14 protein-coding genes are annotated in these 14,786 nt (G+C 72.4%); 6 read left to right on the top strand and 8 right to left on the bottom strand.

Annotated features, from left to right (window positions below; genetic code table 11):
- The first annotated feature begins 289 nt into the window (after positions 1-289).
- The 4 genes from purS to CRP52_RS15815 all read left to right on the top strand — a co-directional run bounded on the left by purS (position 290) and on the right by CRP52_RS15815 (position 4,405).
- Positions 290-544 (top strand): phosphoribosylformylglycinamidine synthase subunit PurS, encoded by a 255-nt coding sequence (purS, locus tag CRP52_RS15800; RefSeq protein ID WP_049654013.1) that lies wholly within the window; start codon positions 290-292, stop codon positions 542-544.
- Entirely contained in the window at positions 541-1,218 is a 678-nt protein-coding gene (purQ, locus tag CRP52_RS15805) for a phosphoribosylformylglycinamidine synthase subunit PurQ (RefSeq protein ID WP_097236982.1), read from the top strand. The genes purS and purQ overlap by 4 nt, the downstream gene beginning before the upstream one ends.
- Positions 1,218-3,473: a phosphoribosylformylglycinamidine synthase subunit PurL gene (gene purL, locus CRP52_RS15810; RefSeq protein WP_097236983.1), complete on the top strand. Its 2,256-nt coding sequence runs from the start codon at positions 1,218-1,220 to the stop codon at positions 3,471-3,473. The genes purQ and purL overlap by 1 nt, the downstream gene beginning before the upstream one ends.
- A 116-nt stretch (positions 3,474-3,589) precedes the next feature.
- Complete coding sequence (locus CRP52_RS15815; RefSeq protein ID WP_097236984.1) at positions 3,590-4,405, top strand: maleylpyruvate isomerase family mycothiol-dependent enzyme; 816 nt, start codon at positions 3,590-3,592, stop codon at positions 4,403-4,405.
- A 15-nt stretch (positions 4,406-4,420) separates the two neighbouring features.
- On the opposite strand, the gene CRP52_RS15820 is transcribed toward CRP52_RS15815, so the two are convergent.
- On the bottom strand, positions 4,421-5,194 hold the full coding sequence (locus tag CRP52_RS15820) for a DUF3152 domain-containing protein (RefSeq protein WP_097236985.1): 774 nt from the start codon (positions 5,192-5,194) through the stop codon (positions 4,421-4,423).
- 190 nt (positions 5,195-5,384) lie between these two features.
- Between CRP52_RS15820 and CRP52_RS15825 the strand changes: the two genes are divergently transcribed.
- The gene (locus CRP52_RS15825; protein ID WP_097236986.1) at positions 5,385-5,804 is read left to right on the top strand and encodes a DUF3151 domain-containing protein; all 420 of its coding nucleotides are present in this window, start codon (positions 5,385-5,387) and stop codon (positions 5,802-5,804) included.
- Positions 5,805-5,903: 99 nt separating this feature from the next.
- Here CRP52_RS15825 and fbaA read toward each other — a convergent pair whose 3' ends face one another.
- A complete protein-coding gene (gene fbaA, locus CRP52_RS15830) occupies positions 5,904-6,926 on the bottom strand; it encodes a class II fructose-bisphosphate aldolase (RefSeq protein WP_097236987.1) in 1,023 nt (340 codons plus the stop codon).
- Between the two features lie 397 nt (positions 6,927-7,323).
- On the opposite strand from fbaA, the gene CRP52_RS38910 reads away from it, so the two are divergent.
- Positions 7,324-8,043 (top strand): DedA family protein, encoded by a 720-nt coding sequence (locus CRP52_RS38910; protein ID WP_097236988.1) that lies wholly within the window; start codon positions 7,324-7,326, stop codon positions 8,041-8,043.
- A 112-nt stretch (positions 8,044-8,155) separates the two neighbouring features.
- Here the strand turns inward: CRP52_RS38910 and pyrE are convergent, their stop codons facing one another.
- The 6 genes from pyrE to CRP52_RS15865 form a co-directional block, all read right to left on the bottom strand.
- Complete coding sequence (gene pyrE / locus CRP52_RS15840; RefSeq protein ID WP_097236989.1) at positions 8,156-8,692, bottom strand: orotate phosphoribosyltransferase; 537 nt, start codon at positions 8,690-8,692, stop codon at positions 8,156-8,158.
- Between the two features lie 44 nt (positions 8,693-8,736).
- Positions 8,737-9,792: a hypothetical protein gene (locus CRP52_RS15845; RefSeq protein ID WP_143685753.1), complete on the bottom strand. Its 1,056-nt coding sequence runs from the start codon at positions 9,790-9,792 to the stop codon at positions 8,737-8,739.
- Positions 9,793-10,015: 223 nt separating this feature from the next.
- Positions 10,016-11,617, bottom strand: a complete 1,602-nt coding sequence (locus tag CRP52_RS15850) for a polyamine aminopropyltransferase (protein WP_179853054.1) — start codon at positions 11,615-11,617, stop codon at positions 10,016-10,018.
- A gap of 244 nt (positions 11,618-11,861) precedes the next feature.
- Entirely contained in the window at positions 11,862-12,392 is a 531-nt protein-coding gene (locus CRP52_RS15855) for a DUF2617 family protein (RefSeq protein WP_097236991.1), read from the bottom strand.
- 501 nt (positions 12,393-12,893) lie between these two features.
- A complete protein-coding gene (locus tag CRP52_RS15860; RefSeq protein WP_097236992.1) occupies positions 12,894-14,054 on the bottom strand; it encodes a pyridoxal phosphate-dependent aminotransferase in 1,161 nt (386 codons plus the stop codon).
- A 150-nt stretch (positions 14,055-14,204) separates the two neighbouring features.
- Positions 14,205-14,762, bottom strand: a complete 558-nt coding sequence (locus CRP52_RS15865) for a YbjN domain-containing protein (RefSeq protein ID WP_097236993.1) — start codon at positions 14,760-14,762, stop codon at positions 14,205-14,207.
- Positions 14,763-14,786 lie beyond the last annotated feature (24 nt).

The following is a 14,786-nucleotide window of genomic DNA, read 5'->3' on the forward strand; positions in this document are numbered from 1 at the left end:
GCATTCTTTTCCGTATATTCACGTCTCTTCGTGGGGCCGCCGGATACCGGTGTGCGGGACGGGCGGATCTGTCCCCAAGTGCCGTATTCGGGTGTTCTTCGGGGGCGGCCGTTCCGGACGCCGAATCCGTGGAAACCGGACGGCCGCGGCGGGGGCGAGGGGGCCGGATCCCTTGCGGCGTAAGGGTCCTGAGTCTACGCGCGTCGCTATCCCCGGCCAGCAATGCAGCCCGAAACCACCGGTAGTCTGGAGTTCCCCCGCCTCACCGAAGACACCACCGGGAGTGCCAGTGGCACGCGTCGTAGTCGACGTCATGCTCAAGCCGGAGATCCTCGACCCCCAGGGACAGGCGGTGCAGCGTGCACTGCCCCGTCTCGGATTCACCGGGATCGCCGACGTCCGCCAGGGCAAGCGTTTCGAGCTGGATGTGGAGGGCCCGGTCGACGACGCGGCGCTCGCCCGTATCCGCGAAGCCGCCGAGACCTTTCTCGCCAACACCGTGATCGAGGACTTCACCGTCCGGGTCGAGGAGGAGGGCAAGTGACCACCCGCGTCGGCGTCGTCACTTTCCCCGGCTCCCTCGACGACCGCGACGCCCAGCGGGCGGTCCGTCTCGCCGGCGCCGAGCCGGTTGCCCTCTGGCACCGTGACAAGGATCTCCACCAGGTCGACGCCGTCGTCCTGCCGGGCGGATTCAGTTACGGCGACTATCTGCGCTGCGGTGCGATCTCGCGCTTCTCGCCGGTGATGGAGACCGTCATCGAGCAGGCGAAGCTCGGAATGCCCGTCCTCGGTATCTGCAACGGCTTCCAGGTGCTCTGCGAATCCCACCTGCTGCCCGGTGCGCTCACCCGCAACGACTCGCTGCACTTCATCTGCCGCGACCAGAAGCTGCGGATCGAGAACGCCGGCACCGCCTGGACCCGCGATTACTCGGCGGGCCAGGAAATCGTCGTGCCGCTGAAGAACGGCGAGGGCCGCTTCGTCGCGGACGAGCACGTCCTGGACGAGCTGGAGGCGGAGGGCCGGGTGGTCGCCCGTTACCTCGACGTCAACCCGAACGGTTCGTACCGCGACATCGCCGGCATCACCAACGCCGCCGGCAATGTCGTCGGCCTGATGCCGCACCCGGAGCACGCCGTGGAGTCGCTCACCGGCCCGACCACCGAGGGCCTGGGCTTCTTCACTTCCGTCCTGAAGCAGCTGGTGAACGCCTGATGAGCCTCGACACCGTCAAGAACGCCGAGCAGACCCCGGACGCCGCCCAGCCCTGGGCCGAACTCGGCCTCAAGGAGGACGAGTACGCGCGCATCCGCGAGATCCTCGGCCGCCGCCCCACCGGCGCCGAACTCGCGATGTACTCGGTCATGTGGTCGGAGCACTGTTCGTACAAGAGCAGCAAGGTCCACCTGAAGCAGTTCGGCGAGAAGAAGCCCGACTCGGACGCGATGCTCGTCGGCATCGGCGAGAACGCCGGTGTGGTCGACGTCGGCCAGGGCTACGCCGTCACCTTCAAGGTCGAGTCGCACAACCACCCGTCGTACATCGAGCCCTACCAGGGCGCGGCCACCGGCATCGGCGGCATCGTGCGCGACATCCTGGCGATGGGCGCCCGCCCGGTCGCCGTGATGGACCCGCTGCGCTTCGGTGCGGCCGACCACCCGGACACCCGGCGCGTGCTGCCCGGGATCGTCGCGGGCATCGGCGGCTACGGCAACTGCCTGGGCCTGCCGAACATCGGCGGCGAGGTCGTCTTCGACTCCTGCTACCAGGGCAACCCGCTGGTCAACGCGCTGTGCGTGGGCGTCATGAAGCACGAGGACATCCACCTCGCGCAGGCCTCCGGCGCCGGCAACAAGGTCATCCTGTACGGCGCCCGCACCGGCGGCGACGGCATCGGCGGCGTCTCGGTGCTCGCCTCCGAGACCTTCGACGACACCAAGCCGGCCAAGCGCCCGGCGGTCCAGGTCGGCGACCCGTTCCAGGAGAAGCTCCTGATCGAGTGCACCCTGGAGATCTTCCGCGAGAAGCTCGTCAAGGGCATCCAGGACCTCGGCGGCGCCGGCCTGTCCTGCGCCACCAGCGAGCTGGCCTCGGCCGGCTCCGGCGGCATGCGGATCGAGCTCGACACCGTGCACCTGCGCGACCACACGCTCTCGCCGGAGGAGATCCTCATGAGCGAGTCGCAGGAGCGCATGTGCGCCATCGTGGAGCCCGACAAGGTCGACCGCTTCCTGGAGATCTGCGAGAAGTGGGACGTCATCGCCAACGTCATCGGTGAGGTGACCGACGGCGAGCGCCTGGAGATCTTCTGGCACGGCGAGCTCGTGGTGGACGTCCCGCCGCGCACCGTCGCCCACGAGGGCCCGACCTACCAGCGCCCGTACGCCCGCCCGAGCTGGCAGGACGCGCTGCAGGCCGACGCCCCCACCGCCGAGCGGCTGGCCCGCCCGACCACCGGCGAGGGCCTCAAGGCCGACCTGCTGAAGGTCGCGAGCCACCCGAACCAGGCCTCCAAGTCCTGGATCACCGACCAGTACGACCGCTACGTGCTGGGCAACACCGTGCTCGCCTCCGGCGAGGACTCGGGCATGATCCGGATCGACGACGAGACCAACCTCGGCGTCTCGGTCGCCACCGACGGCAACGGCCGCTTCGCCAAGCTGGACCCGTACACCGGCGCCCAGCTGGCCCTGGCCGAGGCGTACCGCAACGTCGCGGCCGGCGGCGCCAAGCCGCTCGCCGTCTCCGACTGCCTCAACTTCGGCTCCCCCGAGGACCCGGACGTGATGTGGCAGTTCGCCGAGGCCACCCGCGGCCTGGCCGACGCCTGTCTGGTGCTCGGCACCCCGGTCACCGGCGGCAACGTCTCGCTCTACAACCAGACCGGCGAGGTCGCCATCCACCCGACCCCGGTGGTCGCGGTGCTCGGCGTCATCGACGACGTCACCCGGCGCACCCCGGTCGCCTTCGCCGAGGAGGGGCAGCTGCTCTACCTGCTCGGCGACACGGCGGACGAGCTCGGCGGCTCGGCCTGGTCGCAGGCGGTCCACGACCACCTCGGCGGTCTGCCGCCCAAGGTCGACCTGGAGCGCGAGCGGCTGCTCGGCGAGATCCTGATCGCCGCCTCGCGCGACGGCATGATCGACGCCGCGCACGACCTCTCCGACGGTGGCCTCGGCCAGGCGCTCGTGGAGAGCTGCCTCAAGGGCGGTCACGGCGCGCGGATCATCGTGCCCGAGGGCATGGACCCGTTCGTCCTGCTGTTCTCGGAGTCGGCCGGCCGCGCCGTCGTGGCGGTGCCGCGCAGCGAGGAGCTCCGGTTCAACGACATGTGCACCGCGCGCGGCCTGCCGGCCGCCCGGATCGGTGTCGTGGACGGCGAATCCCTGAACGTCCAGGGCCAGTTCAGCGTCTCGCTGGCCGAGCTGAAGGACGCCCACACCGGCGTCATCGAGGCCCTGCTGGCCTGACGGGCGACTGACGGGCGGCTCCCCGCGCCGAGCATTCTCGGAGGCGAGCGCGCGACCAACAGTGGGGCGGGCGGTTCTCTGGTGAACTGCCCGCCCCTGGGCGTATGTTGACGCCCATGCCTGCCAAGTCCCGTACGTATCAGCCGCACAAGGTGAGCGCCGCGTTGACGGCGCAGAGCGAGGCGGTGCGCGATGTCGTGCACCGGCTCACGGATTCCGATCTGGACCGGCCGACCCGGCTCGGCTCCTGGCGGGTGCGGGAGCTGGTGACCCACCTGAGCCTGGCGCTGAGCCAGTTGCTCGCCGTGCTGGACGCACCGGAGGTGGCCGGGCCCGTGCTTCCGCTGGCCGAGTACGCGGCGCTGGCCGGGACGATGGCCGAGTTCGTCGACACCGCGACCACGGAGCACGTGGCGAGCGGGTTCGCCGGCCCGGCCGAGGAGGTGGCCGCCGAGTTCGACCGGTCGCTCGACGCCGTGCAGATCGTGCTCGACAAGCTGGCCTCGGTGGAGCCGGAGCGGCGGGTGACCTTCCTGAGCGGCCATCCGATGCTCCTGGCCGACTACCTGGTGACCCGGCTGGTCGAGACCGTGGTGCACGCCGAGGACCTGGCCGAGGCGCTGGGCCTGGACGCCTTCCCGCACGACCGCCAGGCCCTCGCCGCGGTCTCCCGGATGCTGGCCGACGCCCTCGCGGGGCAGGTGCCCGGCGGCGCGGTCGAGCTGCGGATCCCGCCGTACGCGGTCGTCCAGGCGGTGCCGGGCCCGAAGCACACCCGGGGCACCCCGCCCAACGTGGTGGAGACCGACGCGCTGACCTGGATCCGGCTGGCCACCGGCCGGGCCGAGTGGGCGGCGGCGGTGGAGACGGCCGCGGTCTCCGCCTCGGGGGAGCGCAGCGACCTGCGGGCGTACCTGCCGGTGCTCCGCTAGGGCCTGCCAGGAGGGCTACGGGACGGATGGCCCGCTGAGGTAGGTGCCCTCCGCCGTGTACGGCCAGGCGTTGGGCGTGCAGCCCTTGAGGCCGTAGATCTGCTGCATCATCGCGGGCGCGGGCTTGCCCTCGCCCGGGCAGGTCTCGTGCCCGTGGCCGATCCGGTGGCCGACCTCGTGGTTGACGATCAGCGCCCGGTACTCCTCGATCGGGCCGCTGAACTGTGGTGAACCGGTGTTCCAGCGCTTGGAGTTGACGAGCACCTGGTTGCCGACGTTGCAGTTGACCTCGCCGTGGGTGTCCAGGCCGGAGGCGCCGCAGATCCGGTCCACGGTGGCGGGCGAGGCGATCTTCACGGTGAAGTCGTACGAGCCGGTCGCGACCAGCTGGAAGCCGTTCTTGCGGTCGTTGGTCCAGCCGCGCGGGTCGCCGAGGATGCCGTGGATCTGCGCGGCGGCGGTGGGGGCGTCGATGCCGATGCCGTCCTCGACCTCGACCCGGTAGCGGCGCACGGTGCCGCGGCCGACGGCCTTGGCGCTGGCCGGGGCGATGGTGAAGGTGCCCGCGCCCTTGCCGGGGCCGGGGTCCGGGCCGGCCGGGGCCGGGGGCGGCGTGGGCGGCGGAGGGGCGACCGGGGCCGGCGGAGGTGCCGTGGTCGGGCTGCCCTCGGCGGGCGGGAGGACCCGCGCCTGGGTGGTCGGGGCGGCGGCCGGGGCGTCCTCGGGGCGGTTGAGCACGACCGCCGTGACGCCCAGCACCAGGACGGCCACTACAAGTGCCGTGAGCATGCCAACTCCGCCTCTCCGGCGCGGCTTGCGGCGTCTGCGGCCCCCGTTGCGGTGCGGGGCGGCTCGCCTACCGGCGGGTCGGACTGCTGGCACGATCGTCACCCTGGCATGGCGAACGGGTGAATGTCCACGCGCCCGGTGGGCCGGTGCGACGGTTGACCCCTGCGTCTCGGGTGGCAGACTGCAAGGCATGGCGATTCACAGGAACCTTCTCGACGGTCCCGACCCGACGCTCCTGCCCGAGGAGGAGCGGCCCTACCGGATGCTGGCGGAGGAGTCGGCCTCACCGACCCAGGTGGCGGCCGAGTTCCCGACCTTCTGCCTGGCCTGGGCCATGCTCGCCGACGACGCCTACGCGGCCGGCCGCTACGTCGAGTCGTACGCCTACGCCCGCACCGGCTACCACCGCGGCCTGGACGCGCTGCGCCGCAACGGGTGGAAGGGCCACGGCCCGGTGCCGTGGGAGCACCGCGGCAACCGCGGCTTCCTGCGCTGCCTGGCGGCGCTCGCCCGGGCGGCCGGCGCGATCAAGGAGACCGCGGAGGAGGAGCGCTGCTGGCAGTTCCTGAAGGACAGCAGCGCGGAGGCGTACGCGGAGCTCAAGCAGTAGCAACCCCGAAGCACGGGTGCCCCCGGCGGAAGTCCGCCGGGGGCACCCGTGTTCCGTGCCGACCGCGCTCGGGTCAGGCGGTCACCGGCCTCACCGGCCTCACTTCAGGCGCTTGCCCGCGGAACGCAGCTGCTCGGCGGCCTCGACCACGCGGGCGGCCATGCCGGCCTCGGCGAGCTTGCCCCAGGTGCGCGGGTCGTAGGTGTTCTTCTTGCCGACCTCGCCGTCGACCTTCAGCACGCCGTCGTAGTTGGCGAACATGTGGCCGGCGACCGGGCGGGTGAAGGCGTACTGGGTGTCGGTGTCCAGGTTCATCTTCACGACGCCGTTCTCCAGCGCGGTGGCGATCTCCTCGGCGGTCGAGCCCGAGCCGCCGTGGAAGACGAAGTCGAACGGGTCGGTCTTGCCGTACTGCTTGCCGATCGCGTCCTGCAGCTCGCGCAGCAGCTCCGGCTTCAGCACGACGTTGCCCGGCTTGTACACGCCGTGCACGTTGCCGAACGAGGCGGCCAGCAGGTAGCGGCCCTTCTCGCCCAGGCCCAGCGCCTCGGCGGTGCGCACGGCGTCGTTGACGGTGGTGTACAGCTCGTCGTTGATCTCGTGGGTGACGCCGTCCTCCTCGCCGCCGGTCGGGGTGATCTCGACCTCAAGGATGATCCGGGCGGCGGCTGCCTGGGCCAGCAGCTCCTGGGCGATGGCCAGGTTGTCCGACAGGGTCTCGGCGGAGCCGTCCCACATGTGCGACTGGAAGAGCGGGTTCTGGCCCTTGGCCACGCGCTCGGCGGAGACCGCCAACAGCGGGCGGACGTAGCCGTCCAGCTTGTCCTTCGGGCAGTGGTCGGTGTGCAGCGCGACGGTCACGTCGTACTTGGCGGCGACGATGTGGGCGAACTCGGCGAGCGCGACCGCGCCGGTCACCATGTCCTTGTTGTGCTGGCCGCCCAGGAACTCCGCGCCACCGGTCGAGATCTGGATGATGCCGTCGCTCTCGGCCTCGGCGAAACCACGCAGCGCGGCGTGCAGGGTCTGCGACGAGGTGACGTTGATGGCCGGGTAGGCGAACTTGCCCGCCTTGGCCCGGTCCAGCATCTCGTTGTAGACCTCGGGAGTTGCGATGGGCATGCGATCCGCTCCTGTCGGGTTGCGGCGTACGGACGGTGCTGTCCGACGCTGTGTACGCCTTCGTGACGACTCCGGGCCGGCCCGCCGACGCGCGGCGTTGCGGTGTGGCTCTCCGGCACCAAGGTTCGAGGCGACCTGCGCGGACGGCCATGAGGGTGGTGGGCCGCCGCGGACCGGACGCCGGTGTCATCTTCCCAGACTCGTGCCCGCGGGTCAGCAGGAGCCCGCCTGTCGGAACGCCGTACGCTGCGGCCCGTCGGCCGCCGCCGACGGGTTCCGGCCAGGGCCCGTCGACCCGGTGCGCCCGCCCGCCCGCACCGGCACGCCCGCGAGGCGAGCACGTCCGCCGGCCAGGCACGCACGCCCGTCCGCAAGGTACGCCCGCTATCCTGCGCCCGTGGACTACAACCAGCTGGCCGTCAACCTGCTCGACGCCAAATCCCTGATCTCGTCCCTCGGCGCCATCGGGCTGATCGCGATCATCTTCGCGGAGACCGGCCTGCTGGTCGGCTTCTTCTTCCCGGGCGACTCGCTGCTGATCATCGCGGGCGTCGCCGCCTCGAACGCCGCCTCGTCGGTGCTCGGCGACGGTGCCAGGCTGCCGATCGCGGTCCTGCTCGTCGGCTGCCCGGTCGCGGCGATCGCCGGTGCCCAGTTGGGGCACCTGATCGGTGCCAAGGTCGGACCGAAGATGTTCGACAAGCCCGACTCGAAGATCTTCCGTCGCGACTTCGTGGTGAAGGCGGAGGAGTACTTCAACAAGTTCGGCTCCGGCAAGGCCGTGGTGCTGGCCCGCTTCATGCCGGTCGTCCGCACCTTCCTGAACCCGGTGGCCGGCACCCTGGAGATGCCCGCCCGGACCTTCTTCGTGTGGAACGTCGTCGGCGGCGTGCTCTGGACCGAGTCCATGCTGCTGATCGGCTACTTCTTCGGCGAGGCGCTCGCCCCGGTGATCGACAAGTACCTGATCCCGGCGGCGCTGCTGATCGTGCTGCTGTCGATCTCGCCGATCCTGATCGAGGTCATGCGCGAGCGCAAGAAGAAGAAGGCGGGCGGCGCCGGGAGCGTCGAGGAGGCGCCGGCGCAGACCGGAAGCGGCCGGCACCGGCGGGGCTGAGCCCTGCCGACGCCGAAGGGCCGGGTCCGTGCCACGTGTTTCACGTGAAACGGACCCGGCCCTTCGGCGTTCGTTCTCGGCGTTCGTTCTCTCGGCGCCGTCGTCCGTGCGGTCAGAGGCCCAGGTCGTCCAGGGTGTACGCGGTCACGTACTCCAGGCCCTGCTCCTGCACGGCGGCCGCGCCGCCGCGCTCCACGATCACCGCGACGCCGACCACGTCGGCGCCCGCCTCGCGCAGCGCCTCGACGGCGGTCAGCACCGAACCGCCGGTGGTGGAGGTGTCCTCGACGGCCAGCACCCGGCGGCCCTTCACCTCCGGACCCTCGATCCGGCGCTGCAGGCCGTGCGCCTTGCCGGCCTTGCGGACCACGAAGGCGTCCAGCTTCTGTCCACGCGCGGCGGCGGCGTGCAGCATCGAGGCGGCCACCGGGTCGGCACCCAGGGTCAGACCGCCGACGGCGTCGTACTCCAGGTGCGAGGTGGCGTCCAGCATCACCCGGCCCACCAGCGGGGCGGCCTCGCCGTCCAGGGTGATCCGGCGCAGGTCGACGTAGTAGTCGGCCTCCTTGCCGGAGGAGAGGGTGACCTTGCCGTGCACGACGGCCTTGTCCTTGATCTGTGCCAGCAGGGCGTCGCGGTCGTTGCTCATGAGCGTTCAGTCTAGGGCCTGCGCCCGCTCACGGCGCCCGGACCCTAACGGCGGCGCAGGGCCCTGACCAGGACGACGGCCCCGCCCAGCAGGGCCACCGAGCCACCGATCACCCACGGCACCGCGCTGCGGCCGCCGGTGCCCGGCACCACGATCCCGCCCGCCTCGCCGCCCCAGCGGGACGCCGCCCGGGCCCGCGCGCTACGGGCCGGCAGCGCCGGGGCGTACGGGCCGCGCGGCGGGGCGTGGTCCACCTCCTCGGCGGACCGGCCGACGATGCTGCGGCGCACCGGGCCGGTGAGCACCGGCTCCTCCTCGTAGGTGAAGAAGGACTCGGTGGGGAGCTCCTCGGCGACGCCCTCCGGGTCGTCGGCCTTCGCGGCTGCGTCGTTCTCGGCCGCGTCCCCGTCTACGTCCCCGTCCTCGTCCTCGTCCTCGTCGTCGGCGGCGGAGCCGGTGGGCAGGCCGAAGCGTTCGGCGTCCGCGTCGGAGAAGGCGATCAGGTCGGAGAGGTCGTCGTCCAGGTCGTCGCCGGGCTGGTCCTGGCGGTCCTCGATGAAGATCACCCCGGCGTCCGTGCCGCTCTCCGCGGCGGCGTCCGACTCGGTCTCGGTGTCGGTCTCGGTCTCGGTGTCCTCGTCCTGCTCCGGCTCGCCCTCGGGGGCGGCCAGGGCGGCGGCGAACCGGTCCAGCAGACGGCGGCCGGTAGCGGCGAGGGTCTCTCCGTCGAACTCGGTCAGCCGGCCGGTCGCACTCAGGTCGCCGGTGAAGCGGATGACGGCGGTGCCGTCCTCGGTGCCGTCCGCGACGCTGACCCGGACGGTGGCGGTCGCCTCGCCGCTGCCCCGGGCCTCCTCGCCCTCGGCCAGCACGGTCAGCACGCCCTCCCGGCCCTCGATCAGCGACAGCACGCCCTTGTACGTGATCGTGGAGCCGCCGATCCGCAGCTTCAGTCGGCCGCCGATCTCCTCGGCGGGCCCGGCCCCGACCGCGGCCGGCTCGGTGCTCAGCCCCGGCACACTCCGCGCCAGCAGCGCCGGATCCTGCAAGGCCTGCCGCACCAGCTCGGCGGACATCGGGACGACAACCTCATGCTCCATGGCACGGAGCCTACCGATCCGATCCCGCCCGGTCCCTACCCACCACCACCCGACTTTCCCGCCCCGGCCACCCCGCCACCGCCGTGAGCCGAGCCCGGCTGCTCAAGGGCCTCTCTTCGGACCCCGTCGCCTCTTTCCGGGGGCCCCACCCCACCCGGCCCCCGGGCGGGCACCCACTCGCACCCGGTGACGGCCTCCACCAGCTTCCGCGTTCCTCCGGCGCTCAGCGCGGCCCGAGGAGGGTGAGGGCGGCCGGGGGCCGGGTGGGGCGAAGGGCGGTCAGGCGGGCGGCGGAGGCGCGGAGGGTGTCGGGGGTGAGGGCGCGGGGGGCCGGGGCGTCGGGGGCGAGGGTGAGCGGCGGGCTGGTGGCGGCGGCGAGGAGGAAGTTCTGGGCGGTGTCCGGCGGGCCGGGGCGGCAGGAGCCGGTGGCGCTGCCGGGGACGGCGTACGGGGTGGTCTGCAGCCCCGCCGTCCGCAGGCCGGACTCGATCTGCCAGAGGCCGTCCAGGTCACCCGGCCCACCCGTCTCGTCCGGGTCGCTCCCGGCCCGGACGGCGATCCGCCCGCCGGGGGAGAGCACCCGGGCGGCGAGCCCGTAGAACTCCTGGGAGTGGAACGTGACCGGCCCGCCGTCGGCCGGTGCCGGGAGGTCGGCGAGCACCACGTCGTACGGCCCGTCGCCGCCGTCGGAGACACCCGTGCTGCCGCCCGCGTTCGCGTCGCGCAGCCAGGCCAGCGGATCGGCGGCGGTGGTGCGTACCCGGGGGTCGTCGAGGGAGTGGCCGCCGAGGGCGGCGAGGCCGGGGTCGGTGCGGGCGAGGCGCGGGAGGGCGGCGTCGGCGTCGACCAGCCGGACGGAACGCACGCCCCGGTGCCGCAGCACCTCCCGCAGGGCGAGGCCGTCGCCGCCGCCGAGGAGCAGGACGCGGGCGTCGGGGCCGTCGGCCATGGCCGGGTGGACCAGTCCCTCGCTGCCCCGGTACTCGTCGGGCCCGCAGACCGCGAGCCGTCCGTCCAGGTAGAGCCGGAGCGGGCCCTCGGCGGGGCCGGTGAGCACGATCTCCTGGTGCCGGCTGCGGGTGGCGTAGCGGACCTGGTCGCCGTAGAGGGCGTGCCGGGCGGCGCGTTCGACCGCGTCGGAGCCGGCCGCGGCCGCGGCGAGCACGGCGAGGACGAGCAGGCAGCCGCCCCAGAGCAGCCGTCGTATCCGCGGGGCGGGCTCCTCCCGGAAGAGCCAGAGCACCACGGCGGCGCCGGCGACGGCGTTGACGGCGCCGGTGAGGAGCGCGCCGTCGCCGGGGCCGAGCGCGGGCAGGAGCAGGAACGGGAAGGCGAGGCCGCCGATCAGTGCGCCCACGTAGTCGGCGGCGAAGAGGTCGGCCGCGGCGCGTCCGGCGTCCTCGCGCCGGATCCGCTGGATGAGGGTCATCAGCAGGGGGATCTCGGCGCCGATGAGGATGCCGATCAGGCAGGTGAGGCCGACCATCGCGGGCTGGCAGCGGCCGAGCCAGGCCCAGCAGGAGTAGAGGGCGAGGACGGAGAGTCCACCGGTGAGCGCGAGTGCGCATTCGACCAGGGCGAAGGCGGTGGCGGGTCGGCGGGTGAGGCGCTTGGCGAGCAGTGAGCCGAGGCCCATCGCGAACACCATGACGGAGAGCACGACGGAGGTCTGGGTGACGGCGTCCCCGAGCAGGTAGTCGCCGAGCGCGACGAGTTCGAGCTCGTAGACCAGTCCGCAGGCCGCGCAGACGAACGCGGCCAGCAGGACGGTCAGGCGGGCGAGCCGGGGGCGGGAGCGCAGCCGGGAGCGACGGCGGGCGGGCAGTGGGGTGAGGCCGTGCCCGGGCCTGGGTGGGGTGCCGTCGTCGAGGTCCACTCGCGGGCGTGCGGGCGGACCGGCCGGATGGTTGATCACGAACAAACGCTAGGGGACGTGCGGGAGGGATGGCTGCGCCCATCCGACGGACAGCGTGCGACGTCGGGTTGACGAACCGTTCCTGCGTGCGATTCTCCGGCCGATGCTTGGCAGCGTATGGACGGATCGGTGGTTCCGCCCGGGCCGTCGGGGGTCATGCCCCCGACGCCACGAGCGAGGAGCGGGTGCACACCAGCTGCCCCTCCTGGGGGTAGGCGTGCCAGGTCCGCCAGAGCAGCCGGTCCTGCCCGCCCTGGGTGACCAGCGCGGTGAAGGCGCTCGGGTCGCCCGGGAAGACTCCGGCGAGGCCCCGCGGGTGCCCTTCGACCAGGGCCAGCAGTTCCTGGGCGCGGGCCGCGAAGTCGTGCGGCGGCAGCGCCTCGATCCGGGCGGCGAACTCGTACTCCCAGCCGCCGACCTGTTTGGCCACCCGGGCCGGCAGCGGGGTGCGGCGGCCGGGCAGGCAGGCGACGGTCTCCAGGCACCGGCCGGGGCCGGCGTCGATCACCACCTGGTGCGAGGCGCCCAGCAGCCGCAGCTGGAGGGTGCCGGGCGTGTCCGGACGGCCGCCTCCGTCGAGTCTCAGGTCGCGGACCGCGAGAGCGGGCAGGGGGTCGCCGCCGAGGCACCAGGCGAGGTCACCGGCGCGGGTGTCCGTGTAGGAGGTCTGCAGTGTGGTGAGCATGCTCGGCTCCGCGTTTCAGCTCCGTGCGCGCCCGCCGAGCAGCATCGAGTAGGCCTAGGCGATGGCGAGGCTGTTCGTGGCTGTGCGGCCCTGGGCGCGGCCGACCGTGGAAGGAAGGATTCCGGCTGGAGATTCAGCAGCAGAGAAGCACGAATGCGCCGGGTCCGCCGGTGATTTACCCATCTTTGTCAAGCATTCACCGTTTCGAGCACACCTGCTTCCCGGGTCTGATCGACCCGGTGTGCGACTCTGCACAGCGCGCGCCCCTACCACCGGGTCGCGCGCCGTGCGCGCCGGTCGTGCGCCCTCTGTGCGCATCACGCGCCGCCGCCCTCCGCACACGGGGTGCGGAGGGCGGTCGGGGAGTGCCGGACGGGCCGTCCGTCCTGCCTCGGGAGCAGCAAACCGGCAAGCGGGTCAGGTGAGTTGATGATCCGTCAGAACATGTGTCGGGCGGTTCATGCTGCTGTTCGAAGGGCGTGAAGGGGGGCGCGCGGCCCCTCAAAGGCGCTGCAACCGGTCCACGGCCTCCTGGAGGACGTCGTCCCTTTTGCAGAAAGTGAAGCGGACCAGGCTACGGCCGGCGTCCGGGTCGTCGTAGAACACCGCGTTCGGGATGGCGACGACGCCGCAGCGCTCCGGCAGGGCGCGGCAGAACTCGATGCCGTCCTTCTCGCCGAGCGGGGTGATGTCGGTGGTGACGAAGTAGGTGCCCTGGGGGGTGAACGCCCGGAATCCGGCTGCGGTGAGGCCGTCGACCAGCAGGTCGCGCTTGCGGTGGAGGTCCGCGCGGAAACCGTCGAAGTAGGCGTCGGGCAGCCGCAGCGCCTCGGCGACGGCGTACTGGAAGGGGCCGGCGCTGACGTAGGTGAGGTACTGCTTCGCGGTGCGGACGGCCGAGACCAGGGCCGGGGTCGCGGTGACCCAGCCGACCTTCCAGCCGGTGAAGGAGAAGGTCTTGCCGGCCGAGGAGATGGTGACGGTCCGCTCGCGCATGCCGGGCAGGGCGGCGATCGGGTGGTGGGTGGTGCCGAAGACCAGGTGCTCGTAGACCTCGTCGGTGACCACCAGCAGGTCGTGCTCGACGGCGAGGGCGGCGACGGCGGCCAGCTCCTCGGCGGTGAGGACGGTGCCGGTCGGGTTGTGCGGGGTGTTGAGCAGCAGGAGGCGGGTGCGCGGGGTGATCAGCGCACGCAGCTCGTCGAGGTCGGGGCGGAAGGCCGGGGCCCGGAGGGTGAGCGGGACGCGGGTGGCGCCGGCCATCGCGATGCAGGCGGCGTAGGAGTCGTAGAAGGGCTCCAGGGCGATGACCTCGTCCCCGGGTTCCAGCAGGGCCAACAGGGTGGCGGCGATCGCCTCGGTGGCGCCGGCGGTGACCAGGACCTCGGCGTCCGGGTCGTAGCTCAGGCCGTGGAAGCGCTGCTGGTGCTCGGCGATCGCGGTGCGCAGCTCCGGGATGCCGGGGCCGGGCGGGTACTGGTTGCCGCGGCCCTCGCGCAGCGCCCGTACGGCGGCCTCGCGGACTTCCTCGGGTCCGTCGGTGTCCGGAAAGCCCTGGCCGAGGTTGATCGATCCGGTGGCCGTGGCCAGGGCGGACATCTCGGCGAAGATCGTCGTGCCCATCCCGGCCAGTCGGCGGTTCAACAGCGGCCTCGTACCCATTGCGGCTCCTCACGCGTCGTCGTCGCGCCCATCCTGGGACAGCCGGTGGCCGGGGACAAGAACGGCCCGCCACCCGCGGGTGCGGGGTGGCGGGCCGTTCCGGGAGGTGCCGGACGGTGCCGGGAGGCTCCGGGGGGTTCCGGGGCCGGATCAGGCCTCGTCGGTGCCCTCGGTGCTCTCGCCGTCCTCGCCCTCGATCTCGTCCTGCAGGCCCAGGCGCTCGACCATCCACTGCTCGAAGCCGACCGCGGCCTGGGTCCAGTTGGCGGTGGTGGTCACGAAGTAGTCCAGGTTGACGCCGGCGCCGACGATCATCTGGGCCTCGCCGATCAGGCGGACCACGCCGTCCTCGTGGGTGTGGGTGTAGACCTTGGGCCAAAGGGTCTCGCGGTTCCACTCGTCGATCAGGTCGAGGATCTCGCCCTTCTTCTCCAGCGGGTACGCGCGGTCGTAGAAGGCGCGCACCGCGAAGAGCTCCTTCTGCTCGCCGCGGAACATGTAGTAGACGCGGAAGCCCTCCCAGGGGGCGGTGAGGTCGCCCTCCTCGTCCACGACGTGCTTGAGCTGCATCTGGTCGAGCAGCTGGGTGACCAGGCCCTGGTCCGGGACGATGATCGGCGGCGGGCCGGCCGGTCGGCCACCCTGGCCGCCGGGCTGGCCGCCCTGGGGTACGCCGAAGGAGGGGATGGACGACGGGTCGATGCTCATGGGGGTCCTCATTCCTCAGTGCAC

The sequence above is a fragment of the Streptomyces sp. 1331.2 genome (assembly GCF_900199205.1).
In the GTDB taxonomy this organism is placed as follows: domain Bacteria; phylum Actinomycetota; class Actinomycetes; order Streptomycetales; family Streptomycetaceae; genus Kitasatospora.